Origin of the sequence: Enterococcus sp. AZ129 (genome assembly GCF_051714505.1) — a bacterium.
Lineage (GTDB): Bacteria > Bacillota > Bacilli > Lactobacillales > Enterococcaceae > Enterococcus > Enterococcus faecalis.
This window is the reverse complement of sequence record NZ_JBIORY010000001.1, coordinates 401566-425340: the sequence shown is the minus strand read 5'-3', so window position 1 is coordinate 425340 and position 23775 is coordinate 401566. Positions and strand designations below refer to the sequence as shown.

24 protein-coding genes and 1 pseudogene are annotated in these 23775 nt (G+C 37.4%); 7 read left to right on the top strand and 18 right to left on the bottom strand.

Features of this window, described 5'->3' with window-relative positions; all coding sequences use genetic code 11:
* Nucleotides 1-6: 6 nt before the first annotated feature.
* The 8 genes from IGJ90_RS02155 to IGJ90_RS02120 all read right to left on the bottom strand — a co-directional run bounded on the left by IGJ90_RS02155 (nt 7) and on the right by IGJ90_RS02120 (nt 7443).
* Nucleotides 7-1347 carry an MATE family efflux transporter gene (locus IGJ90_RS02155; RefSeq protein WP_002367982.1) on the bottom strand — a complete coding sequence of 447 codons (1341 nt, stop codon included), beginning with the start codon at nt 1345-1347 and terminating at the stop codon, nt 7-9.
* Nucleotides 1348-1521: 174 nt separating this feature from the next.
* Nucleotides 1522-2172 (bottom strand): uracil-DNA glycosylase, encoded by a 651-nt coding sequence (locus tag IGJ90_RS02150; protein ID WP_002361229.1) that lies wholly within the window; start codon nt 2170-2172, stop codon nt 1522-1524.
* An 86-nt stretch (nt 2173-2258) separates the two neighbouring features.
* Entirely contained in the window at nt 2259-3659 is a 1401-nt protein-coding gene (locus IGJ90_RS02145) for a M24 family metallopeptidase (RefSeq protein WP_438767500.1), read from the bottom strand.
* A 12-nt stretch (nt 3660-3671) separates the two neighbouring features.
* A complete protein-coding gene (locus IGJ90_RS02140; protein WP_438767498.1) occupies nt 3672-4433 on the bottom strand; it encodes a DeoR/GlpR family DNA-binding transcription regulator in 762 nt (253 codons plus the stop codon).
* A gap of 130 nt (nt 4434-4563) precedes the next feature.
* On the bottom strand, nt 4564-5409 hold the full coding sequence (locus tag IGJ90_RS02135; RefSeq protein ID WP_002358647.1) for a VOC family protein: 846 nt from the start codon (nt 5407-5409) through the stop codon (nt 4564-4566).
* Nucleotides 5410-5451: 42 nt separating this feature from the next.
* Nucleotides 5452-6048: a nitroreductase family protein gene (locus IGJ90_RS02130; RefSeq protein ID WP_002355475.1), complete on the bottom strand. Its 597-nt coding sequence runs from the start codon at nt 6046-6048 to the stop codon at nt 5452-5454.
* A 170-nt stretch (nt 6049-6218) separates the two neighbouring features.
* Nucleotides 6219-7154 (bottom strand): LacI family DNA-binding transcriptional regulator, encoded by a 936-nt coding sequence (locus tag IGJ90_RS02125; RefSeq protein ID WP_002366137.1) that lies wholly within the window; start codon nt 7152-7154, stop codon nt 6219-6221.
* Nucleotides 7155-7158: 4 nt separating this feature from the next.
* The gene (locus tag IGJ90_RS02120; protein ID WP_002366136.1) at nt 7159-7443 is read right to left on the bottom strand and encodes a hypothetical protein; all 285 of its coding nucleotides are present in this window, start codon (nt 7441-7443) and stop codon (nt 7159-7161) included.
* Nucleotides 7444-7557: 114 nt separating this feature from the next.
* Between IGJ90_RS02120 and IGJ90_RS02115 the strand changes: the two genes are divergently transcribed.
* A complete protein-coding gene (locus IGJ90_RS02115; protein WP_002355470.1) occupies nt 7558-7893 on the top strand; it encodes a hypothetical protein in 336 nt (111 codons plus the stop codon).
* Nucleotides 7894-8075: 182 nt separating this feature from the next.
* The gene (locus tag IGJ90_RS02110) at nt 8076-8930 is read left to right on the top strand and encodes a M48 family metallopeptidase (protein WP_002392656.1); all 855 of its coding nucleotides are present in this window, start codon (nt 8076-8078) and stop codon (nt 8928-8930) included.
* A 70-nt stretch (nt 8931-9000) separates the two neighbouring features.
* On the opposite strand, the gene IGJ90_RS02105 is transcribed toward IGJ90_RS02110, so the two are convergent.
* Both IGJ90_RS02105 and IGJ90_RS02100 read right to left on the bottom strand, forming a co-directional pair.
* On the bottom strand, nt 9001-10014 hold the full coding sequence (locus IGJ90_RS02105) for a lipoate--protein ligase (protein WP_002389569.1): 1014 nt from the start codon (nt 10012-10014) through the stop codon (nt 9001-9003).
* A 187-nt stretch (nt 10015-10201) separates the two neighbouring features.
* A complete protein-coding gene (locus IGJ90_RS02100) occupies nt 10202-10819 on the bottom strand; it encodes a nitroreductase family protein (RefSeq protein WP_002419964.1) in 618 nt (205 codons plus the stop codon).
* Nucleotides 10820-10930: 111 nt separating this feature from the next.
* Here IGJ90_RS02100 and IGJ90_RS02095 point away from each other — a divergent pair.
* Nucleotides 10931-11278, top strand: a pseudogene (locus tag IGJ90_RS02095) (winged helix-turn-helix transcriptional regulator).
* Nucleotides 11279-11291: 13 nt separating this feature from the next.
* Here IGJ90_RS02095 and IGJ90_RS02090 read toward each other — a convergent pair.
* Both IGJ90_RS02090 and IGJ90_RS02085 read right to left on the bottom strand, forming a co-directional pair.
* Complete coding sequence (locus IGJ90_RS02090) at nt 11292-12251, bottom strand: GDP-mannose 4,6-dehydratase (protein ID WP_192444983.1); 960 nt, start codon at nt 12249-12251, stop codon at nt 11292-11294.
* Between the two features lie 22 nt (nt 12252-12273).
* Nucleotides 12274-13242 carry a TDT family transporter gene (locus tag IGJ90_RS02085; RefSeq protein WP_002355462.1) on the bottom strand — a complete coding sequence of 323 codons (969 nt, stop codon included), beginning with the start codon at nt 13240-13242 and terminating at the stop codon, nt 12274-12276.
* 141 nt (nt 13243-13383) lie between these two features.
* Here IGJ90_RS02085 and IGJ90_RS02080 point away from each other — a divergent pair, with 141 nt between their 5' ends.
* Nucleotides 13384-14211 carry a LysR family transcriptional regulator gene (locus IGJ90_RS02080; protein WP_002355461.1) on the top strand — a complete coding sequence of 276 codons (828 nt, stop codon included), beginning with the start codon at nt 13384-13386 and terminating at the stop codon, nt 14209-14211.
* A 46-nt stretch (nt 14212-14257) separates the two neighbouring features.
* On the opposite strand, the gene IGJ90_RS02075 is transcribed toward IGJ90_RS02080, so the two are convergent.
* Entirely contained in the window at nt 14258-14668 is a 411-nt protein-coding gene (locus IGJ90_RS02075) for a DUF4809 family protein (RefSeq protein WP_002358638.1), read from the bottom strand.
* A gap of 15 nt (nt 14669-14683) precedes the next feature.
* On the bottom strand, nt 14684-15046 hold the full coding sequence (locus IGJ90_RS02070) for a DUF4809 family protein (RefSeq protein ID WP_002363122.1): 363 nt from the start codon (nt 15044-15046) through the stop codon (nt 14684-14686).
* 167 nt (nt 15047-15213) lie between these two features.
* Between IGJ90_RS02070 and IGJ90_RS02065 the strand changes: the two genes are divergently transcribed.
* The 3 genes from IGJ90_RS02065 (at nt 15214) to IGJ90_RS02055 (ending at nt 17394) form a co-directional block, all read left to right on the top strand.
* Entirely contained in the window at nt 15214-16167 is a 954-nt protein-coding gene (locus IGJ90_RS02065) for an L-lactate dehydrogenase (protein WP_002358635.1), read from the top strand.
* A gap of 131 nt (nt 16168-16298) precedes the next feature.
* On the top strand, nt 16299-16805 hold the full coding sequence (locus IGJ90_RS02060) for a phosphatidylglycerophosphatase A family protein (protein ID WP_002363120.1): 507 nt from the start codon (nt 16299-16301) through the stop codon (nt 16803-16805).
* A 139-nt stretch (nt 16806-16944) separates the two neighbouring features.
* Nucleotides 16945-17394, top strand: a complete 450-nt coding sequence (locus IGJ90_RS02055) for a YehR family lipoprotein (protein ID WP_002355456.1) — start codon at nt 16945-16947, stop codon at nt 17392-17394.
* Nucleotides 17395-17445: 51 nt separating this feature from the next.
* On the opposite strand, the gene IGJ90_RS02050 is transcribed toward IGJ90_RS02055, so the two are convergent.
* From IGJ90_RS02050 to tdc, 4 genes are all read right to left on the bottom strand, one after another.
* Nucleotides 17446-18363 carry a hypothetical protein gene (locus tag IGJ90_RS02050; protein ID WP_002363119.1) on the bottom strand — a complete coding sequence of 306 codons (918 nt, stop codon included), beginning with the start codon at nt 18361-18363 and terminating at the stop codon, nt 17446-17448.
* A 355-nt stretch (nt 18364-18718) separates the two neighbouring features.
* Nucleotides 18719-20125 carry a Na+/H+ antiporter NhaC gene (gene nhaC / locus IGJ90_RS02045; RefSeq protein ID WP_002363118.1) on the bottom strand — a complete coding sequence of 469 codons (1407 nt, stop codon included), beginning with the start codon at nt 20123-20125 and terminating at the stop codon, nt 18719-18721.
* A 124-nt stretch (nt 20126-20249) separates the two neighbouring features.
* Nucleotides 20250-21668, bottom strand: a complete 1419-nt coding sequence (gene tyrP / locus IGJ90_RS02040) for a tyrosine-tyramine antiporter (protein ID WP_002355453.1) — start codon at nt 21666-21668, stop codon at nt 20250-20252.
* A 202-nt stretch (nt 21669-21870) separates the two neighbouring features.
* Nucleotides 21871-23733: a tyrosine decarboxylase gene (gene tdc / locus IGJ90_RS02035; protein WP_002355450.1), complete on the bottom strand. Its 1863-nt coding sequence runs from the start codon at nt 23731-23733 to the stop codon at nt 21871-21873.
* Nucleotides 23734-23775 lie beyond the last annotated feature (42 nt).

Sequence of the window (23775 nt, the reverse complement as noted above, 5' to 3'; positions counted from 1 at the left end):
CCAACATCAGGTTACTGCTTCTCTTTTTTTCAAATAGTTTCGATACGCAAGGTAGCCCACAAGCATTAGTCCAAACGTAACAAATTCAACTACTGGCATGGCTAACCAAACACCAGTTAATCCTAGTAATTTCACCAAAATAAATAAAACTGGCACAATTAAAAAGAACCCACGCAAAGAGGAAATCATTAGCGCCATTTTCGGTTTACGAACTGCCGAAAAGTAATAAATCCCCATAAAATTCAATCCTGTAAACAAGAAGGAAATCGCATATAAGCGGATGGCTGTCCTAGCAATTTGCGCCAACTGGTCGTTCCCTTCGCTATTAAAGACCTCAATAATTTGTCCCGTAAACACTTGACTGATTAAAAAGAACAGGAAGCCGGCGACCAAGTACGTAATAAAGCTAAGTTTAACAAATTTACGCAACACCTTCGTTTCCCCTAAACCATAGTATCGGCTGAGTAATGGTTGCGCCCCTTGCCCAATCCCTGTAAAAATGGCAATCACAATAATATTGAGATTGGCAACAATCGCATAAGCTGAAATCGCCACATGACCAACTAAGTTTAACAAAACAATATTAAATAAAAACATGACAAAGGCCGAAGAAAATTCATTTAAAAAGGAAGAAAAACCAATCGACATAATTTCTCGAACATCCTGAAATTTCACTTTAAACTTTTCAAAACGTAAAACTCGTTGCGGCGACCACTTATGCAACGTAATCAGGATTAAGCTTGTTAACGGTGACATCACCGTTGCAATGGCCGCACCTGCCATGCCCCACCCAAATTGATAAATAAAGACATAATCCAAAATAATGTTGACAATTCCCCCACTGACAAAAGCAATCGTTGCCAAACGAGGATTATGGTCATTTCTTAAAAAAGTAATCAGGCAATTGTTTAAAATAAATAATAATGAACAGCTAAGGTAAATCATATAATATTCCTTTGCCAAACCAAACAAGACACCGGTCCCCTGAAGTCCCCGAATAATTTGATCGGAAAAAATCAAGCTCGCTAAAGTAAAGAGACTCCCTATAACGAAAACTAACCCAATCGTTAAACTAAAATACTGATTGGCTTTTTTGATTTCTTTTTGCGCAACCGTGGTCGAAAACAACGTAGCGCCGCCAACGCCAAACATCCAACCTAATCCATTAATAATATTAACGAGTGGTAAGACAATGTTAAGCCCCGCCAATGCCTCGGTGCCGATCCCATTTGCAATGAAAAATGTGTCCGCCAAAATAAAAATTGATTGCGCCGCCATACTTAAAATTCCTAACAGAACATTTTTATAAAACAACGCAGTAAAATGGTTTTGCTGTGTTTGCTCCATACCCAAATCTCCTTCTAACAAAAAAAGGACTCATTCTTTTTGCTTCAAGGCTTACGCAAAAATCAGAATCCTTCAATTATTCAACCCAGCGATTAAATAATCTGTCTATTTATTGATACTTCTAGGGTAGCATTCTCTCTTCGAAAAAACAACCATCCTTTTATTTTTCTCATTTTAAACTTTCTTAAGCAGTTGCAGTTGTTTTTGAACCACTTGCCAATCTTCTTTCACGACTTCTTTTAAACGATAATTATAAAAGACAGCCGCTGGATGGAAGAGTGGAATGATTTGATAGGTTTTCTGCGTCCAATGATAGTTTTGTGATTGCTCATCAAATGTTTGAATGGGCGACTGAATGACCGTTCCGTGCACTGCAGTGATTGTTGGCTTTGGTCCTAAAAGTCGTTGCAACCCAATATTCCCCAGTGTCAAAATTAGTTCAGGTTGGCAAACAGCGATTTCCCAATCAAGCAAAGGCGCAAAAATTTTGATTTCTTCTTTGGTTGGCGTTCGATTAGGAAATTTGGTTACTCTTTCTCCCGTTTTTGCAATCTGCTTCGTTTTTACAGAAAAAGGTCGACTCCTAACCGCACTGGTGATATACACCGTTTCACGACTTAAGCCAACTTGTTGTAATTGTTCCATCAACAATTGACCTGAACGCCCTATAAATGGTACGTTTTCTTTAATTTCTTCTTTTCCAGGGGCTTCCCCAATCAGCATCACTTTTGGCTGTTGCGGGCCTTGTCCTTCTACAAAACCTTCTAATGGTAAGTCTTTCGCTTTAGCTAAAACTGCTTGTTTCAGATGTTCAGGATAGTGCATTTACCATCACGCCTCTCTTCTGGTGTTCTTCCTTTGCTATATTGATTATAAATAAGGCCCAAAAGAAACTCAAAAAAGGAGCCTATTCATTTAAGCGCTGGTTTTTCTACACACAAAGCTTTGTCTTTAGCTAGATAAAAAGGCCGTAAGTAACCAACTAAATTAGACATTGGTAAAACCTCCGATGGTAAGTCAATCTTTAATGTCTCCTTTAAATAGGCTTTGCGTGTCGCAATCCGTTGCCACATGTCTGGATAAGTTTGCTGAATCTCTTTTTGCAGTGTTTCATCAGCCAAAGCCACACATTCTTCTGCACTCACCCCTGTATAACCAGGTACAGAAGGAATAATATCCACTTGAAAGAGCATGCCACTTTCCAAACGAATGGCTGAATCTGGATAAATAGGCGACGACATCCATTCATCATCCGAAACTAAATGCCCAGGATTCAAATGCCAGTGATAGATTTCTTTTGGTAACTGTTCTTCAATCGCTTGGTACATTTCTCGCCCTAACAGTCCGATTCGAATGGTTTCAAGCCAGTGAACGACAGCTTGAAAATAGGGTTTTGCTACGCGTTCTAAATAATCACGTTGCGCTTCTGGCAATTGCTGCTCGTTTTCAATAACAAAACCTGTTCGGCTAGACAAGCCGCCTTTGTAACCTGTAGTTAATGATAAGGCATCACCTAACTGAATTTCTTTGGCAGTCGGATACATGTTTGCATATTCAAAACGTTGACCAGTTGCCGCAATGGTTACTACCGTCGGCGTTTGACCTTCATCATTTAACAAAGCCCCAATGTCCGTTTCACGCTGTCCTATTTCAATTGCATTTAAGGCCTTTAACATACTGCGAGAAGCCAAATTCGCCCCATATTCATAGTGCGCCAATTCGTTAGCATTATTTGTTGTGCGGGCCCCCTTTGCTCCAATCAATAAGTGGGTCCCATTTAGTAAACGAGCTTCTTTCGGCAGCGCTTTTTTCAGTGCTTCGACAATAAAATATGGCACATCAAACATAGTAGCAGGTTCTTGCTGTTGTGTTGTAAACATTTTCCAACCAACGATACCTATTTTTTGAGCAGTTTCATCGAGAAGCGTTTCAAAAATCTGCGACAACTTTTGTTCTCCAGCCATTGGTTGATTCGGTAGCGAAAAAGCTGGATAATGAATTAAATCGGCTGAGATGCGTGCATGTTGGCACAGTTTTAAATTTTCATTACCTAAAATAAGTGTCGCCATACCATCCTTATTTAACACAAGGAGTCCTTCTTCAAACCTTGGAATAAAGCCAGTTAAGTATTCAAAATTACTGCCATGCTCTTTGTCTGCATAGAAAACTAATTGATCGAATTTTTCTGTTTCCATTCGTTGTAATACTTTCTGCTTGCGCGCCATCATCGTTTCATTCGTCAAATACGTTGGAAAAACATTCTCAAAAACAGTAGGTTCAGCAATATGTGTATAATTAATTTTTCGCTTCATTATTATCCTCCATTATTCATCTGCGACAATCAACGTTACGTCTGCTTGCGCTAACTGCTCACAGAATTTTTCATCAGGTCGTGTATCTGTCACTAAACAATCAATTTCTGTTAATTCGCAAATTTTAAATAAACCCGTTTTGTTTAATTTCGTTTGGTCTGCTAAGGCAATGACTTGTTTGCCTTGTTGAATCATTCGCCGTTTGACTTGACCTTCTTCTTCTGTGTGAATAAATAATCCTTGTTCAGATAACGCAAACACACCTAATAATGTATAGTCGGGGACAAATTCCCCAACCTTAGCGACTGTTTCTGCCCCAAACAAAAAGAGTTGTTGTTTATGCAGTTGCCCAGGTAATACTGTAATTTTTGTTTGATCCATTTGCGCTAGAAGTAGCGCATGACTGAGAGAGTTCGTGATCGCGTGAATCGGACTATTTTCCATCGCTCGAATAGCTGCTTCCACCGTGGTTGATGAATCAAAAAAAATGGACGCTTGTTTGGGAATATTTGCCCAAACTTTTTGGGCAATCGCTTGTTTTTTCTCTGGATGCTTCATTATTCGTTGAGCATAATCATAAATAGTTGCTTCAGACTGCACTGAGATAGCGCCACCATGCGTTCTCTTTAAATGTCCTTCCTTTTCTAAACGAATTAAATCTCGTCGAATAGTATCTTTTGAAACGGAGACTTGCTCCGCTAAAGCTTCCATGGAAATACTTTTTTGTTCATTCACTATTTTTTGAATCTTGGCTAAACGTTCTTCAATCAACATGCTTCCTCACCTCTTCTAAGTAAAGATAGCATCTTTTGCATTATTTTGCAAATAAATGCAAAACAATGCAAAAAAAAGACAAAAAAACTAGTCCTTCATTTTCTAACGAAGGGCTAGTTTGAGAGTGGTTTTAATAGGTAAATTGAATAATCATGCCGCTAGGATCTTCTAACGCAAGTAAATGATCTTTGGCAATAAAATGTAACTTTGCTTCTTCCGCATTGGCTTGGACTATCTCTAAATCTGCCGCAGTTGGTAAACGGAAGGTGTAATTTTCTAAGCCAAATTGATTTTCTTGAATCGTTGGCAGCTGTTTGCCGCTCCATGTATTTGTCCCAATATGATGATGGTACTGACCCGCTGCAAAAAACTTCGCTTGTTGACCAAAGTTAGACTTTAAGCCAAACCCTAAGTTTTTATAGAACGTTTCAGTGGCATCTAAATCGGCCACTTTCAAATGAATGTGCCCAATTTTAGAACCTTCGGAAATTCCTAGCCAGTGACCGTCAGCTTCTGCAGCTAAACTATCACCGTCTAATTCTTCTGTCACACCGATAATTTCACCATTTGGACGAATATCCCAGACTTCTTCTGGTTTATCCCAATAAATTTCGATGCCATTATTTTCTGGATCACTTAAGTAAAGGGCTTCACTATAGCCATGATCTGCTGCGCCAATTTGCACATTTTCCTGCAAAAGCCACAGCAACATATTGCCTAAATCTTTGCGGGTTGGTAGCAGGAAAGCAATATGGTACAAGCCAGTGGTACCCTGATTTTCTTCCCCAGCTGTTAGTTCTTTTAAGACAAGAATTGCATCGTTGGTGCCTTGTGGCGCTAGCCAAGCACGTCCCTCTCCTTGTTTTAAAAGTTTTAAGCCAATTGTTTTCGTATAAAAGTTTACCATTTTATCTAAATCAGCCACTTTCAAAGTGACTTGTTGAATCCCAATATTACTTGGTAATGCTTGAACCATTTGCTTTCACTCCTCTCCTCTTCATTTTACTAAAGCAATGATTTAGTTGAATTCTTTAAAACGAGCACTATCTTCCATGTATTCTTTTTCGCCAGCTGGCGCTTCAATGGAACCAATGACCATTTGTGCACGTAAATTCCAGTTTGCAGGAATTGACCATTCTGCAGCAACCGCTTCGTCAATGACTGGGTTGTAGTGTTGTAAGTTTGCGCCGATATTTTCTTGCGCTAAGGCAGTCCAAACGTTCGCTTGTGTTAAACCAGTTGCTTGTTCAGACCAAACAGGGAAGTTATCCGCATATAATGGAAAGCTATCTTGTAAGTTTTTCACGATATCTGTATCTTCAAAGAATAAAATTGTGCCCGCACCAGCTGCAAAACCTTGTAATTTAGCTTGTGTGTTTGGAAATGCTTCTGCTGGAGTTAATGGTTTTAAGGCATCTTCAGTCATTGCCCATAATTTTTTGTGAGCATCGCCGAATAAGAACACAACACGTTGTGTTTGAGAGTTAAAAGCTGTTGGACTTTCTCTAACAACTTCTTTTACTAAAGCAGTTACTTCTTCTTTTGAAATTGGTAAGTTTTCTCCTAAAGCATAGATTGAACGACGGTTTTTCATCATTTCAGTAAATTTTGACATAATATGTTCATCCTTTCGAATTTCCTCAGTAAATTCATTTAATTTTGTTTACATGCTTACTATACTACCTTACTAAAAGTAAGTAAAGCTTTTTGTCTTACTTTTTGTAAGTTTTTTTATTTTTTAGTGAAAAACCTTATTCTACCAAAGAAAAAACAACCAGCTTTTTTCTAAGAAAAAGAAAAATCTGGTTGTCGATTAATAAATGTAGAAGTCAATTGAATCGTTTTCGGCCGTTTTTCTTGAAATAAATGTGTGGCTTTTTCCCCTAACTCCATTAATGGATGACAGATTGTTGAAAAATTTAAAATTTCACTTAATAAAGTTTGCTCCTGTCCCACTAAAAAGAGTGGTCTTTCAATAACGGCTTGAATCCCTGCGGCAATTTCATCACCGTTGGTCACAACCGCTTGGAGCGTTGAATCTTGCCCACAGTGACGTCCTACTTCACACCCATCTTCATAGGTTAAACAGTCCTTAAATAACCGATTTTCAGGAATCGCTCCATAAATTTCCTGATATGCGTCAACTAAATAGCGTGCGCTTGTACTTTTTTCTGGTGCACGGTTAATCGTAATTGCCACTTCACTACATCCTTGTTGTTTCAACGCTTGGAAGACCCGCCGATAAACGGTTAAACGATCGATATAGATACTAGCATAACTAGGGTCTTCTATTTTTTCACAAAAAACAACTTGCTCTTTATACGGAGCAAACACACTTAAAGGATTTGCCTTTGACAAAACAATCATGCCATCAAACGCACCCGTGGCCATTTTTTCCAAGTAACTTTTTTCAACTTCTTTATCATAATCCGTTGGTAATAAACTGACCATCATCCCTTGTTGAAATGCTTGGTGGATAATCCCACTTAAAATAGCATCAAAATAAGGTTGATTCGTGTAAGGAACCATGACACCTAATGTATTACTTTTCCCAAAGCTAAGATTTCTCGCTAATATATTGGGCTTATAGCCCAACTCATCGATAATTGCTTGGATTTTCAGTCGTTTTTCTTCAGAAACATACGGATGATGATTAATCACACGCGAAACAGTCGTAACTGAAGATCCTGAAAGGCGCGCAATTTCTCGAATTGTTGTCATACTTTCACCTCATTACTTTACAAAATTGAGTTAAATAAGGCACAATCCCTGTTCCGTAATCAACAAAACGATAAAAGGTCTCCTGCCAAGCAAAAGAAATTTCCTGAATATCCTCCTGCTGTGTCAAGTGCCACTCCGTTATCTGATGGTACGGAATTTCTTGATGCCAAATCTTATAGTATTTTTTGGGACTATTTAACTGCAGACTTTTGGCCGTCGTAGTCACCGAGACAAAATAGTAATCCATACCAAGTCTATCGCTTATCTCCACTATAACATTCATTTTCATGCCCTCCAATATTTTGATACACATAGCTTACCTTATGAAACGCGTACCAGAGCAAGAGGAAAAATAAAAAAAGTGAGGCCATGTTATACTAGATGTATCATATAAAAGCAAAGGATGAGTGCAATGGAAACTGTTACAGTAGCAACAAAAAGCGACTTACTAACAAATTTGAACAAGCAAACAGATGAAATCATTATCTCGGGGGCACTTGCACAAGAAATTTACCACTTAAAAAAACAACAATTAACCGAAACGGAAGAAATGGGCTTTTTAGTGGGCAGCCAAGGTGCTGGCTCATTTTTAACCTATTTAATCGAGAAGTTATCCTATATAAATTCGGAGCTATCGCCAGAAGAACAAAAAATTGAACATGCGATTTTGCGTTTGTATGTTATTAAAAAATTAACTCCAGAAACTACTTTATTACGTCTAAAACAGTTAGATTATTAAAATTTTATTTAATCAAGATAGACCAATTCCCCGCGTACAACGAGTCCCTTTCATTAATCACTTGATATAATTACCTTTATTCAAGTTCCCACCATTGTCATTATCGATTAACCAATGGTATATTAGAAGTAACAGATAAGTCATTTTATTTGAAAAAGTGTTTGGGAAATGTTTGGGGAGGAATGTTTATGTGTCAACCGCAGGAAAAAAAGAAAGAAATTTCTGTTGCTAAGTTACGTTATCGTTTTGAAGTACCAATGATTATCATTGGTTTTGTTTTATTGTTTTTAGCATTGGGGTTAGTTGCCTTATTGATATTGAGTGATTTGCCGATTCCTGACTGGTTATTAATTGTCTTAATTGCACCAATTGCGCCAGTCATTGCTTTTTTTACCATTCGTTATATGTACATGGATACTGCTTCTAACGGAGTGGAAATTACAGAAAATCAGTTACCAGAAATTTATTCCTTGTATATTGATTTGGCAAAAGAAATGGGCTTTGGCACTAAAAAATTAAGGATGCCACGTCTTTATTTAATCAACGGGAATGGTGTCTTAAACGCTTTTGCGGCAAAATGCTCTTTACACAGACGCTATGTTGTCATTCACAGTGATTTGTTGGATATCGCGTACAATACAGGCGATTTTTCGCTGATTCGCTTTATTTTGGCACACGAGCTAGGACACCATAAATGTGGGCACACTAATTTATGGCGACTAATGTTATCCATTATTTTGAAACCAGTTGCGTTAGATAAAAGTTTTACAAGAACGCAAGAATATACCGCTGATCGCGCAGGTTTATACTACGCCGAAGAAGGTGCTTTAAGTATGATTTATTTATTTTCAGGAAAATACATGGGCAGTCGTGTGGATTTAGAAGAATACTTTCACAGTATTGATTTACATGATGATACCATCTGGCTTAAATTGAGTAACTTCTTATCCGATCATCCTGTTGGCTTCCGTCGAATGCAAACATTGAAAAAAGCCAAAGATACTGGCAATTGGGACGTTCATGGGAAATTTTTCTAGCAAGAGCCAACCATCATTAAATAAACGTGCTGGGACAAAAGATTCTTTAACTTTTGTCCCAGCACGTTTATTAATCCACCAATAAATGAACAAATTCTTCTTTGGTGATATTTACAAAGTAGTCTTCAAAGTTAAACGCTGCTAATGCTTGCCAAATTGATGAATACTGATAGTCCACACCTAATAAAGCCGCAACGATTTCCGCTGTTTCTTTTTTGGCAAAGTAATCACCATAAATCGTTAACTCAATTATTTTACCTTTTTCAACAGTCAAACGTGCATCCACAATGCCGCCTTTAAACTTTTCTTCTTTTTTGATCGTAAATTTAGGCGCTTCACCAAAAATCCAAGCTTCATTGCCATACACTTCAGCGACCAATTTCCTAATTTCCTGTTGATCTGCTTTGGTTAGGACATATTCTTTCTCCGCAATTTCAGTTAGAGATTCGACATCAAAGAGCTCCATCAGTAAACGATTGCGAAATTCCTCAATGGTTAATTGTTGATATTTTTCGTCTAAGTACGGCCGTAAATTGGTTACGCGTCCCCGAACAGATTTTGTCCCTTTTGATTCAATTTTTTTCTTAGAAACAGTTAAGACACGTTGAACTTCTGCCAAATCAACATCATACATCAAGGTACCATGAGTATACATCTTCCCCTTTTTTGTATACATGGCATTGCCAGAAAATTTTTTCCCATCAATTAATAAATCATTGCGACCGCTAATCTCGGCCCCCGTTGCGCCCATTTTATGTAATGCTTCAATAATTGGTTTAGTGAACGCTTTAAAATCCCCAAAAGCTTGATGTCCTTCCTGAACAACAAAACTAAAGCTGACATTCCCAAGATCATCATAAACAGCACCACCGCCCGATAAACGGCGAGTAATAACGATTCCCTTCTCTCTAGCATAAGCTAAGTCAATTTCTTCATAAGCATTTTGATTTCGGCCTAAAATAACACAGGGTTCCTGAATATAGAACAACACTAAGGGCTCTTCAAAAGAGAGAGTGTTTAATAGATAATCTTCCGTTGCTAAATTTTCACGAATATCTCGTGACTGCATTATGACATAACGCATAAGGTCGCCCCACTTCTTTTTCTTCTAGTGTATCACTTTCTTTCAAAATTGGTTCACTAAACGTCTTCTCTGGCCATTCTCAAAAGCGGATGATCAACAAAAAAACGAACGTGGGACAACAATCACTTTGGATGTTTGTTCCACGCTCAAAATCTAATAAACAGCAATTACAGAACTGTTTAGCTTTTTAGTCTAACCAAGTTACTACTTCTGAAACATCTCGTCGGACTGTTTCAAAGCCGGGTGTTTGAGCTTTGCCAATCGGAATAATCAGTCCGTTCACTAAATGATCCTCAATATTAAATAACTTGCGAACCGCTTCTGTTTCAAAACCAGACATCGCCACAGTATCATAGCCTCGATCTTTTACAGAAAGCATCAGCTGCATCGCAACTAAGCCTTGGTCTAACATTAGCCACTCTCTTTTTTGTTCTTCGCTAACATCATAGTACCAAGAAACATTTTCATTAATTCCTTGACGAATTTCTTCCGTCATCGTTCCTTGTGCGACAGCTTTAGCACTGATTTCATCTGCATTGGCCACTGTATAAGCAGTCAAATCACCTAATAAAATAATCACCGCCGCTGCCCCTTTAACTGCTGGTTGTTGCATCGAAACTTCGTAAAGGGCTTCTTTTTGTTCTTTTTCTGTGACAATTAAAAAACGCCATGAATTTAAATTGGTACTATTTGGCGCGAACATCGCTTCCTCAATTATGGCCATTAATTCCTCTTTAGGAATCTCAACATCTGGCATAAAATCCCGAACTGAACGGCGGCTGCGAACAACATCTTGATACATCATATTTCTTCTTCCTTCCTCTTACCTTACTTGACATAGTTATTATTACTCACTATGATGGAGAAAAAAAGTACGCACTTTTTATTCACCTAGGAAGAAAAAAGTAACCATTACGTGTCACAAGGAGAAACTATGACAACTGATAAACAAACCAGTATCAACTTAGCCCTTTCCACCATTAACGGCAAATGGAAATTATCATTAATGGATGAATTATTCCAAGGAACCAAGCGCAACGGTGAATTGATGCGTGCGCTCGACGGAATCACTCAACGCGTCCTGACAGATCGCTTGAGAGAAATGGAAAAAGATGGCCTAGTCCATCGAGAATCCTTTAACGAACTGCCCCCGCGTGTGGAATATACGCTCACTTAGGAAGGATATGCTCTTTACGATGCCCTCTCTTCACTTTGCCATTGGGGCGAAACATTTGCACAAAAAAAGGCGAGACTTAACAAATAAGTCTCGTCTTTTTTTATCTATTTTGGGTATTATGGGTAAACTTAAGATATTTTTGAAGTCCTTCTTGAATTGAATAAACGGGTGAAAAACCTAAGCCTTTCAAAGCAGAACTATCTGAAAGAGAATATTTTATATCGCCATCTCGTTCCTTTTGATAAGAAACTGGCAAAGAAAGTCCCACTAATTGGTTCATTTCTTCAATTAATTGATTAAGGGAAATGGCAACTTCGGTACCCACATTATAAACATGTCCCAACGCTTCACTTTTGGTTGCTACTAAATTTAATGCAGTTAGGACATCATCAATGTAGATAAAGTCACGTGTTTGCTGACCATCTCCAAATATTGGAAATTGGCTCGCTTGCCCTTGCTCTAATTGGATATAACGATCCATCAAAATGGACAGGACACCAGAATAGGGTGAAGCAGGATTTTGATTGGGACCATAGACGTTAAAGAAGCGAACTGCGCTTGTAGGTACCCCATGTAAATGGTATTCATTGAGAACATAACGTTCAGCAGCAAACTTATCAATAGCATAGGGACTCAAAGGGCAAATCACCGAAGTTTCTCTTTTAGGCAACGTTGGCTCTGCACCGTAAACGGCTGCTGACGAAGCAAAAACAAAACGTTTGAGCTTTTTTTGATATTTTTTTATTGATTCCAGTATTTTCAATACACTTAAAAAATTGACCTCATGTGTCTCTAGAGGCTGTGCCACAGAACTTGCCACGCTTGCCACGGCCGCAAGATGAAAGATATACTCAAACGAATGCTTTGAAAGTACTTCGTCCAATAATTGCTGATCCGTCACACTTCCTTTAATAAAAACCAACTGCTCAGTTTGTTGCAAATTTGACACTCGCCCCATGGACAAATCATCAATCACAAAAACTTGATACTGTTGACTATAAAAATTAGCCAAATTAGAACCAATAAAGCCAGCTCCTCCAGTAATTAATAGTTTCTTCACCTCTTTGCTTCCTCTCTTTTTTTTAATTTAATTCCACTTTTTTCGTGTTATTTTCTCTTTGGAATAAAAAAATGCAATATCGAATGAACACATAACTTACAATAGCCACAGCTAATAACAGTTCAAAAGTAGACAAAATATTTAACAGACTCGTTAGGCCTACCTTTTCTGCAAATAAAGGTTTAACTTTGACTAATGCTGTCGCAGAAATCACTAATGGGAATGTAAAGGCAGCATAACTTGGATAGAATGTCACTTGCATAATTTTATATAGATTCACAACTACAATCCCATAAATACATTGAGACAAAATTAGCAAGAAAACAACTAATGGCATATACAAATGACCACCCATTGAAATATAGCCAGCTAAACATAACGAACCTGGCGCTGTCATAATCGTCAATAAAGGAATGGTCGATTCAGGCATTTCTTTCGACTTCGTAATTCTCTTGATTAAAATTGGTAACAAGAGTAAATAAAAGAACAACGCTACCCAAAAAACAATTTTTCCCAACTCATTGATAAACAATTGAGAAGTATTAGGAATAACGCCAATGCCGACAAACGTAATAAACCAGCTTGGATAAATATGTTCCAGTTCGATTTTTGTTGGAAAAATATGCACCGCTACAAAATAAATCATTAAAATAAAATGTAAAATCACTGCGCCAATCCACAACACGTTAATCCAAGCAGCATTGGTAAATATCCGATCTAAGAAAACACAGATAACCATTAAAGCCATTGTAAATGTTGGTGATACCGAAGCAATAATTGGATCATCTAAGGTGCTTAATGCATGTTTCATTGTAAAAATAATTTTTAAAATAACTAAAATCATTAAGAGACTGCCAAGTACACAATAAATGGTCCCAATTGTTGCATATCCCAAGGAATAAAGTAAATTCCCCAAAGAAACCATCCCTAAAATTAGTCCACAAATGGGAATCGGGACTTTCCGCAAGAATTTTTTCGCACTTTCTACCATTATGTAGTCACACTCCGTCTTTATTTATTATTATTGATATTAATCAAAAGTATGTTATTATACTAAATGAAATATTTATATTTGTAAAATAAATATTTGCAATACCAACTATTAAGATAGTAAATAGAAAGAGGCGATTTTATGTTCGAATGGATCAAAACATTTATTGCTGTGTATGAAACCAAAAATTTTAGTGCGGCGGCCAAACAATTGTATATTTCTCAGCCAACTGTTTCTTTGCAAATCAAGAAATTAGAGCAACACTTTTCGATCAAGCTGTTCTATCGTAATGGAAAACAATCGGTTATTCCTACCAAAGAAGCTGATTTTTTATATCCAAAAATGCTCTCGATTATTGAAAGCTTAACTACTTCTTTTGCGCAAGCTGCAGAAAAAGAGAATTTTAAAGAAGACTGCATTATAGCCTCTTCAAATACAGTTGCTATTTATTTATTGCCAGATATTATGGAGAGTTTGGTTACCGCTTTTCCACTCATCAACTTTTCAATTCAACTGATGAATTCAAACGAAGTCGTGGATATGGTTCAAAATAATCATGCCCACATTGGACTAATTGAAAAACCCATTGAAACCAAAAATCTACACAAAGAAATTGTTTATGAAGACCAACTAGTTCTAGCAGGAGATGCCGCTTCAAAATTTTGGCTCTTAAGAGAAAAGAACTCTGGCTTACGTTTTTTCAATGAGCTTTATCTCAACGAACACAGCATCAACTTACCAATTATCGAATTAAACAACAACGAAGTCCTGTTACAATTACTAAAAAATAACATTGGGCAATCAATTGTTTCTCGATTATCTATTTCCGATGAGATCCCCTGGCAACCAATTGATCAGTCCTTTGCTTCTCGAAAAATTTTCATTGTCCAGACCGATCACCATGCCAATACTTCCTTCTCTGAAGTTTATAACCGAATCGTTGAAAAAATTCGTGAACGACAAGCCTAAAAAACAGGAGAACGACTTAGCTTTCGCTAAATCGTTTTCCTGTTTTTTATTCATCAGTTTCCTCTACCAATTCAAATTCAAAAGGTTCTAACTCAAATAGTTGGTGTAAAATTTGCTGGGTTTCTTGGAACACTTGTTGTGGCTCTTTACACAAAAGAGTGCTTTGAATGGTCTGTTTTTTTGATTGAAAAAGAATTCTCGTTTCCTCTTCCTTGAATACAACTTGATGAGTTTCCCTTTCAAACACCGTATATTCTTCGAACATTTCCATAACTAATTTTTGACGAAACCCTTCTTTGAGTGCTAATAAAGTTACTAAATCTGCAACGGTTAGTGTTTCTAACGCAATTGTTTCATCTTCTACATGAACAAGATAATTCGTACACTTCACATTCGGACAGGCATTGCAGCCGCCATTAATCAAATCTGAGGTAGTTGTTATTTTCACCTGTTTCATCTTAATCCTTCTTTCCTACTTTTCGAGAAAAACACAAGGGGTCTCCTCAAAAATATTCAATAAAATATGATTAACTTCTTGAAAGACTTCTTCGTGATTCCGGCATTGTTTTTCCATTACTAAACGCAGATCATTCACAACAAAAGTCAACGTCGTCGCTTGTTGGGAAACATGTATACAACGGTTGCCTTTAACAAAACATTCTGTTTGTTCTTCAATGAATGGTTCTTTTTGATAGCCATATGCTGAAGCGACACATTCCAGGATTTCGTAGATTTCTATTTTTGGAAGTTCATAGCTACAGCTACCGATAACTAGTTGAAAACGGTTCGGCTGTTTTTCATTATTGCTTGCATAATACACTGTTGTCGTTGTCATTTTGCCTCCTTATCTCCTCTATTTTCCTACTCTTATCATAACAAAAAAAGCACGCTTTCCTTATTTAAATTGTTAATAAAGACTATTACAGATTGGTATAACCACACCTAAAAAGTTCGTGATATAATTCACTAAGAAAGAAATATTACAGAAAGAAGAGATGAACGATGAAAGTATTTAACAAAAAAGTCGCAATTATTGGTACTGGTTTTGTTGGCACAAGTATTGCCTATTCCATGATCAACCAAGGGATTGCGAATGAATTAATCTTAGTTGATATTGACAAAGCCAAATCTGAAGGCGAAGCAATTGACTTATTAGATGGTGTGTCTTGGGGTCAAGAAAATGTAAACGTCTGGGCTGGCGACTATCAAGACTGCCAAGATGCCGATATCGTCGTGATTACAGCTGGCGCTAATCAAAAACCTGGGCAAAGTCGTCTAGATTTGGTTTCAATCAATGCAGAAATTATGAAAACAATTGTTAACAATATCATGAAATCTGGTTTTGATGGAATTTTAGTGATTGCCTCAAATCCTGTCGATGTACTGACTTATGTGGCTTGGCAAGCTTCTGGTTTACCTGTTTCAAGAGTAATTGGAACTGGTACAACTTTGGACACAACTCGTTTCCGCAAAGAACTGTCTCAACGTTTAGCGATTGATCCACGCAATGTTCACGGCTATATTATTGGCGAACACGGGGATTCTGAAGTGGCTGTCTGGTCTCATACCATGATTGGTACCAAACCTATTTTAGAAATTGTGGATACGACAGAGCGCTTAACTAGTGACGATTTACCAATCATTTCTGATAAAGTGAAAAATACAGCTTATGAAATTATCGATCGCAAACAAGCGACCTATTATGGGATTGGTATGAGTACTGCACGCATTGTTAAAGCCATTTTAAATAATGAACAAGCTATTTTACCTGTCTCAGCTTACTTAGATGGGCAATATGGGCAACAAGATGTATTTACAGGGATTCCTGCAGTCGTTGGCAATCAAGGTGTGACTGACATTATTGAATTGAATCTGAATGCCGCTGAAAAAGAACTCTTCCAAAAATCAGTGACACAATTAAAACAAGTGATGGCATCGTTACAACCGAACGCTTAGTAATTTTTAACTAAAAATAACACTTCAACTAAATTATTCTCTACCAAAATAGATTCTAATTCCCCTTTATCGTTCTTTTTGGTACCATGAAAGAAGAACTTCAACTAAAGCAGAAATTAGGAGGACAAAAAATGGTAATCCAAGGAGATACGTTAGAAAATAGCGCACGTCGTTTATTGCAAGAACGTGGCGTAACAATGAATGATTTAGCTGAACTTGTGTTATTTTTACAAAAAGATTATATTGATAATTTAACATTAGATACTTGTTTAGAAAGTGTTGATGCCGTGTTAACAAAGCGTGAAGTACACAACGCGATTATTACAGGTGTCCAACTGGATATTCTGGCAGAAGAAAACAAGCTACTCTCACCGTTACAAGAAATTTTAACGGAAGATGAAGGGCTTTATGGCATTGATGAAATTATGGCGCTCTCCATTGTAAATGTTTATGGATCTATCGGTTTTACGAACTATGGGTATATCGACAAGGTAAAACCAGGCATTTTAAAAGAGTTAAATGCGCATGATGGCGAACATATCCACACATTCTTGGATGATATCGTGGGCGCAATTGCGGCTGCGGCTGCCAGTCGATTGGCTCACTCACAACCAGATTTAAGTGATATTACTAAATAAAAAAACTTGCCTCTTCATTTTTATGAGAAGAGGCAATTTTTTTATTTGCTGGACTTCTCACAAGCTTTCTACTTAACAGTAATTATTTGCCATGTTATGTTACAGTCAAGAATAAACAGCTAAAGGAGGTTATCTAGAAATGAAAAAGTTTTTACGCGTATTTTTAATTTTTATTGGGGTATTCTTTCTTGCAAGTTGCGGTTCAAAAATAGAGACAAAAACCTTTGTAGGTTCGCCACAAGATGGGATTGATTCCACCTTAACCTATACGTACCAAGGAGATAAAGTCTTAACGCAAACGGCTAAAAACATTGTTTCTTATGACAAATTGGGGATTACAAAAGAAGAGGCAAAAACAGCGTTGGAACCCGTTTCTAAACAATATGAGGACATCAAAGGGCTTGATTACAAACTGACCTATGAGGACAAACAAGCCATCGAAAAATTGACGATTAATTATGAAAAACTTGATTATGATAAAGCCAAAAAAGTGGATGGTATCCAGATTGATGGAGATTCTTCTAAGGGAATCAGCATGAAGAAAAGCCAAGAATTGGTGGAGTCACAAGGTTATACAGAACAAAAATAATAAAAGAAAGCGTGCGACAATGGGCATTGTCGCACGCTTTCTTTTTATTAATTACATTGATGTTGCCATCTTCACTGCTTGAATTGGGTCAAAATGATGGACAGAGTAAACGACTGTACCGGCTTGCCAAACTACTGAGTTTCGATTATAGTCAGTGGTTCCTGCCACGTTCAGTGTGATTTGACCAACGGTATTCGGTGCTGGTAATGTTTCTTGTTCCAAAATGTTGACAACATTTTTCGCTAAATCATCAGGCGATTCACCATTGATATTTGAGGCCCGTACGACTAAACTCCAATTGCCTTCTTGCCAAGATAAGTAACTAGAACCTGCCGCCCCTTGTTTATACCCAGTAATATTGTAACCTAAATCTACTGGCTGACCGCCATTGTCAATGATTTGGTTCACTGCATTTTTTGCTTCGGCATCAGAGCCATATGTTTTTTTCTCAAAAGAACTAATTGGCGTTAACTGATTGACACGTGCATCATTCACTGGAATCGCTTCTTTTTCTGCATAATATAAAACACGGAAATTGTTTTGATCCGCTTGTGATGTTGTCGCTGCAGTTAAAAAGTTATTCGTTTGACTCGTTAAAATTGCCTGCGGTAAGCCTTGACCAGGAAACATGTTTGCTAGCTGGTTAAGCACTTGGTTGGCTTGGTCATCTGGATTCGCATTTTTCGCTGATGATTGCTTCTCTGCTGAGCCATTATTTGCCGCTTCCTTCGTAGAAGAAGCTGTTGCTTTCGAATCAGCTGTCGTTGTTCCTGACGGTTTCGCATCACTAGATTTCGTTGCTGCTTTGCTACTTGATTCTTTTGTAGCAGATGCTTTTGTACTCTCGACTGTGGTACTTTCCGCAGCACTGGAACGACTATCCGTATTTTCTGTACTTTTTCCGCCGCCACATGCTGCTAAAGCAAGGGTTAAAAGAAAAGCACTAGAAATAAGCCCTATCTTTTTCATAAGAATTCCTCCTTGTTTTCCCTACCCTTATTGTACCTTAATCATTTGTATCCGTCACTTGTTTGTGTTTCGTTCTAGTTGGTTTAAATAACAGAAAGTGGACGGTAGGATTCGAACCTACACCTCAACATTGAGCAAGAATAAACTACTGTTAGTCTCTATGAGTTTAACACCACGTTCATCCACCTATTTGATTGATCCTTTGTATCATAACTTAGAATAATTAAATTGCCTTTAAGGAGCTTCAAAGATTATATGAAGAATTGTAAAAAATCTGTGACGAAAAAACGATTGAACCAATCAGTAGATACACTGAGGTTCAATCGTAACCAATTGTTTAATTATCTGAAAAAACTCACAATTCAACGTTAGTCCCTGGTGCTTTTTTGTTTTCCCCTTGTTGTTTTTTTAAGAATATCCCCAAAATGACAGTGATAATAGGACAAAGCAATGGGAAAAAGGCATATGGTAAGTATTCTAGTGCACCAACTTTTAACGTTCCCATAATGAAGGTACCACTAACTCCCCAAGGAATTAACGAGTTGACTGCCGCCCCAGCATCTGCCAAAGTACGAGTTAAATATTTTTTATCAATACCTAAACGAGTAAATGAGGATTTAAATGTTTCCCCTGGTAAAATAATTGACAAATATTGTTCGCCAACTAGTAAGTTAATTCCCACAGAACTTAAAGCAGTTAAAGCGATTAATTTAGCTGGATTATTCACATAGCCTTTAATTTTATCAATTAAAGTAGCCACGATGTTAAACTTAATCAACAAGCCGCCCAAACCTAATGCCAAAATAATCAACGCAGCAGAACCTAACATGCTTTCAATCCCACCACGAGATAAAAGTGTATCAATACTTTGGTCCCCTGTATCTGCCACATAACCACTCATTAAGATGGTAGAAACTTTCGCTAAACTTAGGTGATGATCATTTATAAAAGCTAAGATGACCGCCACTGTAGAGCCGACTAGTAACGTTGGAATAGCCGGTACCTTTTTCCAGGCGAATAAGAATAAAACCGCTACTGGCAACAATGTAATCGGTGAAATCCAGAATCCTTGATGTAACGTTTGGACCATTGCATCAACCGATTGTAAATCCGCCGAGCCAGATTGATGCCCCAAGAAGATATAGCCGACAATCGAAATAATAAACGCCGGAATAACAGTGTACATCATGTTTAGTATATGTTCAAAAAGGTTCACGCCACCAATTCCAGCAGCTAAGTTTGTTGTATCAGATAACGGTGAAATGTTGTTCCCCAAAAAGGCACCTGAAACAACTGCACCAGCTGTCATCGCATTGTCGAATCCAAGAATATGTCCAATACCTAGAAAGGCAATCCCCATAGTTGAAACAGTCGTAAAGGAGCTCCCTACCGTCACACCAACTAGTGCACAGACCACAAAAACGGTTGGTAAGAAGAACTTCACTGAGATAATTTTAAAACCATAGACCATAATTGTTGGAATCGTCCCAGACAAGATCCAAGTAGCAACTAAGACACCTATCAGCAAGAAAATAATAATCGGAATGATTCCTGGTTTGATCCCTTCCACAATGCCCTCGTGGATCTCATCCCAAGAAAATCCTTTCCATTTGCCATAAAGCAACAACAACATGAATACAAAAAGAATCGGTATGTGAGGGGTTAATTTTTGACCAATAATTAAGTACCCGAGAATCGCTAACAAGGCAATCAAAATGCCTAAACTTTCAGCGAACGAAACAGTGGGTTTCGTTGATTTCATATGAAAACCTCCTTTTATGGAAAGCGAAAACTGAAGCAATAATCGAACTTGCTTCAGTTTCCAAACGACAATTTACTATAGTCATCAGGTGAAGAGGCACTCAGCAAAATAATTGCTAGCCTTTTTATTCACCTAAATCTTCTTTTACTTCCGTTGCCCAACTTGCTTTTTTAAAGCGATTAATGATTAACGGAATCACAAACATAACAATAGTGATTAATGCAACTAAGACTGCATCAGTCACGGTTGTTGTACCTAATGTGGCGAAAATAACAATGATAACACTAAAAATTAACATTGCTGCCACTAAATAAGCTAAGCCATTACCTTTTTTACCAATTCGGTAAGGACGTAGTGTATCTGGTTGAGATTTACGTAATTTAATTAGGGAAATCGCAATCAATACATACACAATACTATAAATAATTGTTGTTGCATTTGTTAAAGTTAAGAATACAGCGTTGACATCATCCATTACCCCATAAAGTAAAGCGAATAATGAGATAACCACAGATTGTGTTAACACAACATTACGAGAAACGCCATATTTATTTTCGCGATGGAAACCAAATTTTGGTGGCAATAAGCCATCACGAGCAACTTGAATAATTGTTTTTGATGGTCCAGTAACCCAAGCAGATAATTGTAATAACACACCTAAGAAGACCATGAAACTAAAGATATTACCAATAATTGTTGGTAAACCTAAAACGTCACAATAAAGCAAAATTGGTTGTGTAATGTTAGACAATTCCATTTTGCCATTTGGAACAATATTAGCAACAAACATTGCATTAATAACGTTTAATAAAACTAAACCAATTAATGAAATGAAAACGCCTTTTGTATAATTTTTTGTTGCATCTTTCAAACGAGGAATATAAACAGAAGACATTTCAATCCCAACAAAGATAAACGCAATCCCTGCTAGATATTTAAATGTGTCCATATTTTCTAAGTTTGGTAAAACTTTTGACCAAGAGAAGGCACCTAAATAGCCGCCAGGTGTTAAGCCTACTTTAATCATTGAAAGAAGACCTAAAACAAACATAACTAATACTGGGATGTAAACACCTAGCCAAACACCAATATTTCCGCCAACTTTCGCCATGTCAAATTTCAAGTTCAAGATTGTAATAATCCAGTAAATCACTAAGATACAACCTAATACGAACCAATGATTTTCACCTAAATGAACATTACCAAATGTATTACCTAGCAAAGGGCCTAATGTAGAAGCAACCATTACCATTCCTGGGAACATTTGCACCCATAGTAACCAAGCGACAACAAAACCCCATTTGCTACCTAAGGCAGTTTTAACCCAAAGTTGAGGGCCACCTTCTTGAGGAAGCATCGTAGATAATTCACCAGATATCAATGCGATTGGACCAGCAAAGAATAAGACCGCGAAAATTGTGTAAGAAATTAATGTCCAACCAACAGCAGCAAGTGTTGGGATACTACGTACAGTTGCACACAATGCCATTGTTAAACCGATAAAAGTACCTAATTCAATTTTTTTAACTTGTTGTTTATCCAATTTTGTACACTCCTTATAAGATTTTGGATAAGGAGCATGAATGACTGTTATACGCTGAGTAAAACAGTCATTCGACTGCCTCTTACCCAGACAAAGAATTGGTTAAGAGGTTAGCCGTCTGGTTGATTTATCTATTGAATAAATCAACCAGACGAACGTTCCCTCGTTCGGTTACCATTTCTTTTTTCCGTTTAAGATTCAATTATTTTACGTCGTAAATTTGTTCTAATTTTTCTTGTAAAGCAGCTTGAATCTTAGGAGCGTAAACATCAAATTCTTCTTTATCGTTCATGTATGGAGTCATTACAGCAGCACGTAACACAGTTACTTTACCTGCACGGTTCCATTCTTCGTCACTAAATCCTAAGCTGTTTACAAATTTTAATGGGCTGTTGCCATAATCTGGAATAGCAAAGTCAGTATGTGAAGTAATGAATTCGTTGTTGTAAATATTTCCTTTAACGTATGATGCATAGTCATATACATCATGGTTTAATTTGTTCATTGCTACTAAATCATCGTTGCCTTTTTCTTTAAACACATAGTCAACCATGTTGAAGTCTGGATGAGTTAATGTGTGGACTTCGATTTCTTTGTCGCCAACTTTGAATGTTAAATCATTCAAGAAGTTATAGAAATGATGTGAGCCTTCAATTGAAGCACCAATTAATTTACCATAACCTGCAACGTTTAAAGGTAAAACGTGATGTGCAGCCCATACAGAAGCAGCTGTTGCACCAGCTTTTGAACCTTCAAGGATATAAGCACCTAGTAACGCAGGAATATCGGCACCTTTTTCAAATACGTAAGTTGCGAAGTAAGAAATAACGTCGCGCATACGGATATCTTGGATAACGATACCACCAGCTGAATAAGGGATATAACCCATTTTATGAGGGTCAATTGTTACTGATTCTGCTAATTCGATTGCTTTATATGCATCATACACTTCTCTTGAAATGTGTTCTTTTTTCTCTTTGAAGACACCGTATTCTTCGTGAACATCTTGTAAATCTTCGTAAGGGATGAAGTTGTTGTCTTCGTCTAAGAAGATGGCACGTCCATAACCACCATAAGCAGCATCAACGTGTACATAATAGTAAATACCGTCTTTCATTAATTCATCGCGTAAAGCAATAATTTTATCGATTGAGTCAACGGCACCTTCTTCAGTAGAACCAACTACACCGACAACACCTAGCACTGGAATTTGTTCTTCTGCTAAGCCACGAACGATTTTTTCTAATTCGTTGATATCCATACGGTAGTTATGGTCAACTGGTACTGGGATAACTTGATCTAAACCGATACCGATAATATCAGCAGCTTTTAACCAAGAATAGTGTTTAGTTTGTGGGACTAACCATTTACCGATTGCTTGTAAATGTTTACCTGAACGAGCTGAATGAGCTTTGATTTCATCAATTTCATCTTCAGCTGATTCTAATAAGTCCATAATTTCTTTTGTTGGCATGTTCAATAGTTCCCAATCTGATTTGCCAGCCACTAATTCTGGTTTTACTTCTTTCATAGCAAATGGTAATGATTTAATGTTACGGGCATACCATAAGCCTTCTAAGTTAGCTAAAGAACCATCAGCAACGATGTGTCCCCAACCATTTTTGTAGCTCATTAAGTGAGCAAATTCATGTCCTACTTCTTCTTCCATTTGAGAAGTTGCTGGAGAAGATTCATAGGCAACGTTGTTCCCGTTCCATAGCATTGCAAAGTTGTAAGCTAATAGAGAAGGCATTAATGTTTCTGAGTTCATATGTCCCCAATATCTACCTGCTGTATGCCATGGAACTGAATGTGTACGCATGCGAGAAGAGATTTCATTCAATACATCTTTCATATGGTTGACAGTTTTTTCGTAGCTTTCAGATGTGCGTTCTTGAGAAGAGATAACTGGCATGTCTTGTGGCATGTAGTTTTGACGCCATCCTAAATGTTCATCTACTAAGTCGATCAACAAGTCTTTATATAATTGTCCGTTTTCGGCTTTGTCCCCAATGAATAGTGCATTAAGGTTCATTTCGCCTTTTGCTAATTTTTCGTTTTTCATACGAAAATTCCTCCTTACAAATTTTAATGAATTAGATTTTGC

Excerpts from the sequence above, each read along its gene's own strand:
- IGJ90_RS02050 (WP_002363119.1), bottom strand. The coding sequence starts at position 18,363 with ATGAAAAAGATAGGGCTTATTTCTAGTGCTTTTCTTTTAACCCTTGCT.
- IGJ90_RS02055 (WP_002355456.1), top strand. The coding sequence starts at position 16,945 with ATGAAAAAGTTTTTACGCGTATTTTTAATTTTTATTGGGGTATTCTTT.
- IGJ90_RS02100 (WP_002419964.1), bottom strand. The coding sequence starts at position 10,819 with ATGATGTATCAAGATGTTGTTCGCAGCCGCCGTTCAGTTCGGGATTTT.
- nhaC (WP_002363118.1), bottom strand. The coding sequence starts at position 20,125 with ATGAAATCAACGAAACCCACTGTTTCGTTCGCTGAAAGTTTAGGCATT.
- IGJ90_RS02065 (WP_002358635.1), top strand. The coding sequence starts at position 15,214 with ATGAAAGTATTTAACAAAAAAGTCGCAATTATTGGTACTGGTTTTGTT.
- IGJ90_RS02135 (WP_002358647.1), bottom strand. The coding sequence starts at position 5,409 with ATGGTTCAAGCATTACCAAGTAATATTGGGATTCAACAAGTCACTTTG.
- IGJ90_RS02120 (WP_002366136.1), bottom strand. The coding sequence starts at position 7,443 with ATGAAAATGAATGTTATAGTGGAGATAAGCGATAGACTTGGTATGGAT.
- IGJ90_RS02105 (WP_002389569.1), bottom strand. The coding sequence starts at position 10,014 with ATGCGTTATGTCATAATGCAGTCACGAGATATTCGTGAAAATTTAGCA.
- IGJ90_RS02145 (WP_438767500.1), bottom strand. The coding sequence starts at position 3,659 with ATGAAGCGAAAAATTAATTATACACATATTGCTGAACCTACTGTTTTT.
- IGJ90_RS02130 (WP_002355475.1), bottom strand. The coding sequence starts at position 6,048 with ATGTCAAAATTTACTGAAATGATGAAAAACCGTCGTTCAATCTATGCT.
- IGJ90_RS02080 (WP_002355461.1), top strand. The coding sequence starts at position 13,384 with ATGTTCGAATGGATCAAAACATTTATTGCTGTGTATGAAACCAAAAAT.
- IGJ90_RS02140 (WP_438767498.1), bottom strand. The coding sequence starts at position 4,433 with ATGTTGATTGAAGAACGTTTAGCCAAGATTCAAAAAATAGTGAATGAA.
- IGJ90_RS02125 (WP_002366137.1), bottom strand. The coding sequence starts at position 7,154 with ATGACAACAATTCGAGAAATTGCGCGCCTTTCAGGATCTTCAGTTACG.
- IGJ90_RS02115 (WP_002355470.1), top strand. The coding sequence starts at position 7,558 with ATGAGTGCAATGGAAACTGTTACAGTAGCAACAAAAAGCGACTTACTA.
- IGJ90_RS02150 (WP_002361229.1), bottom strand. The coding sequence starts at position 2,172 with ATGCACTATCCTGAACATCTGAAACAAGCAGTTTTAGCTAAAGCGAAA.
- tdc (WP_002355450.1), bottom strand. The coding sequence starts at position 23,733 with ATGAAAAACGAAAAATTAGCAAAAGGCGAAATGAACCTTAATGCACTA.
- IGJ90_RS02060 (WP_002363120.1), top strand. The coding sequence starts at position 16,299 with ATGGTAATCCAAGGAGATACGTTAGAAAATAGCGCACGTCGTTTATTG.
- IGJ90_RS02075 (WP_002358638.1), bottom strand. The coding sequence starts at position 14,668 with ATGAAACAGGTGAAAATAACAACTACCTCAGATTTGATTAATGGCGGC.
- IGJ90_RS02110 (WP_002392656.1), top strand. The coding sequence starts at position 8,076 with ATGTTTATGTGTCAACCGCAGGAAAAAAAGAAAGAAATTTCTGTTGCT.
- IGJ90_RS02155 (WP_002367982.1), bottom strand. The coding sequence starts at position 1,347 with ATGGAGCAAACACAGCAAAACCATTTTACTGCGTTGTTTTATAAAAAT.
- IGJ90_RS02070 (WP_002363122.1), bottom strand. The coding sequence starts at position 15,046 with ATGACAACGACAACAGTGTATTATGCAAGCAATAATGAAAAACAGCCG.
- IGJ90_RS02085 (WP_002355462.1), bottom strand. The coding sequence starts at position 13,242 with ATGGTAGAAAGTGCGAAAAAATTCTTGCGGAAAGTCCCGATTCCCATT.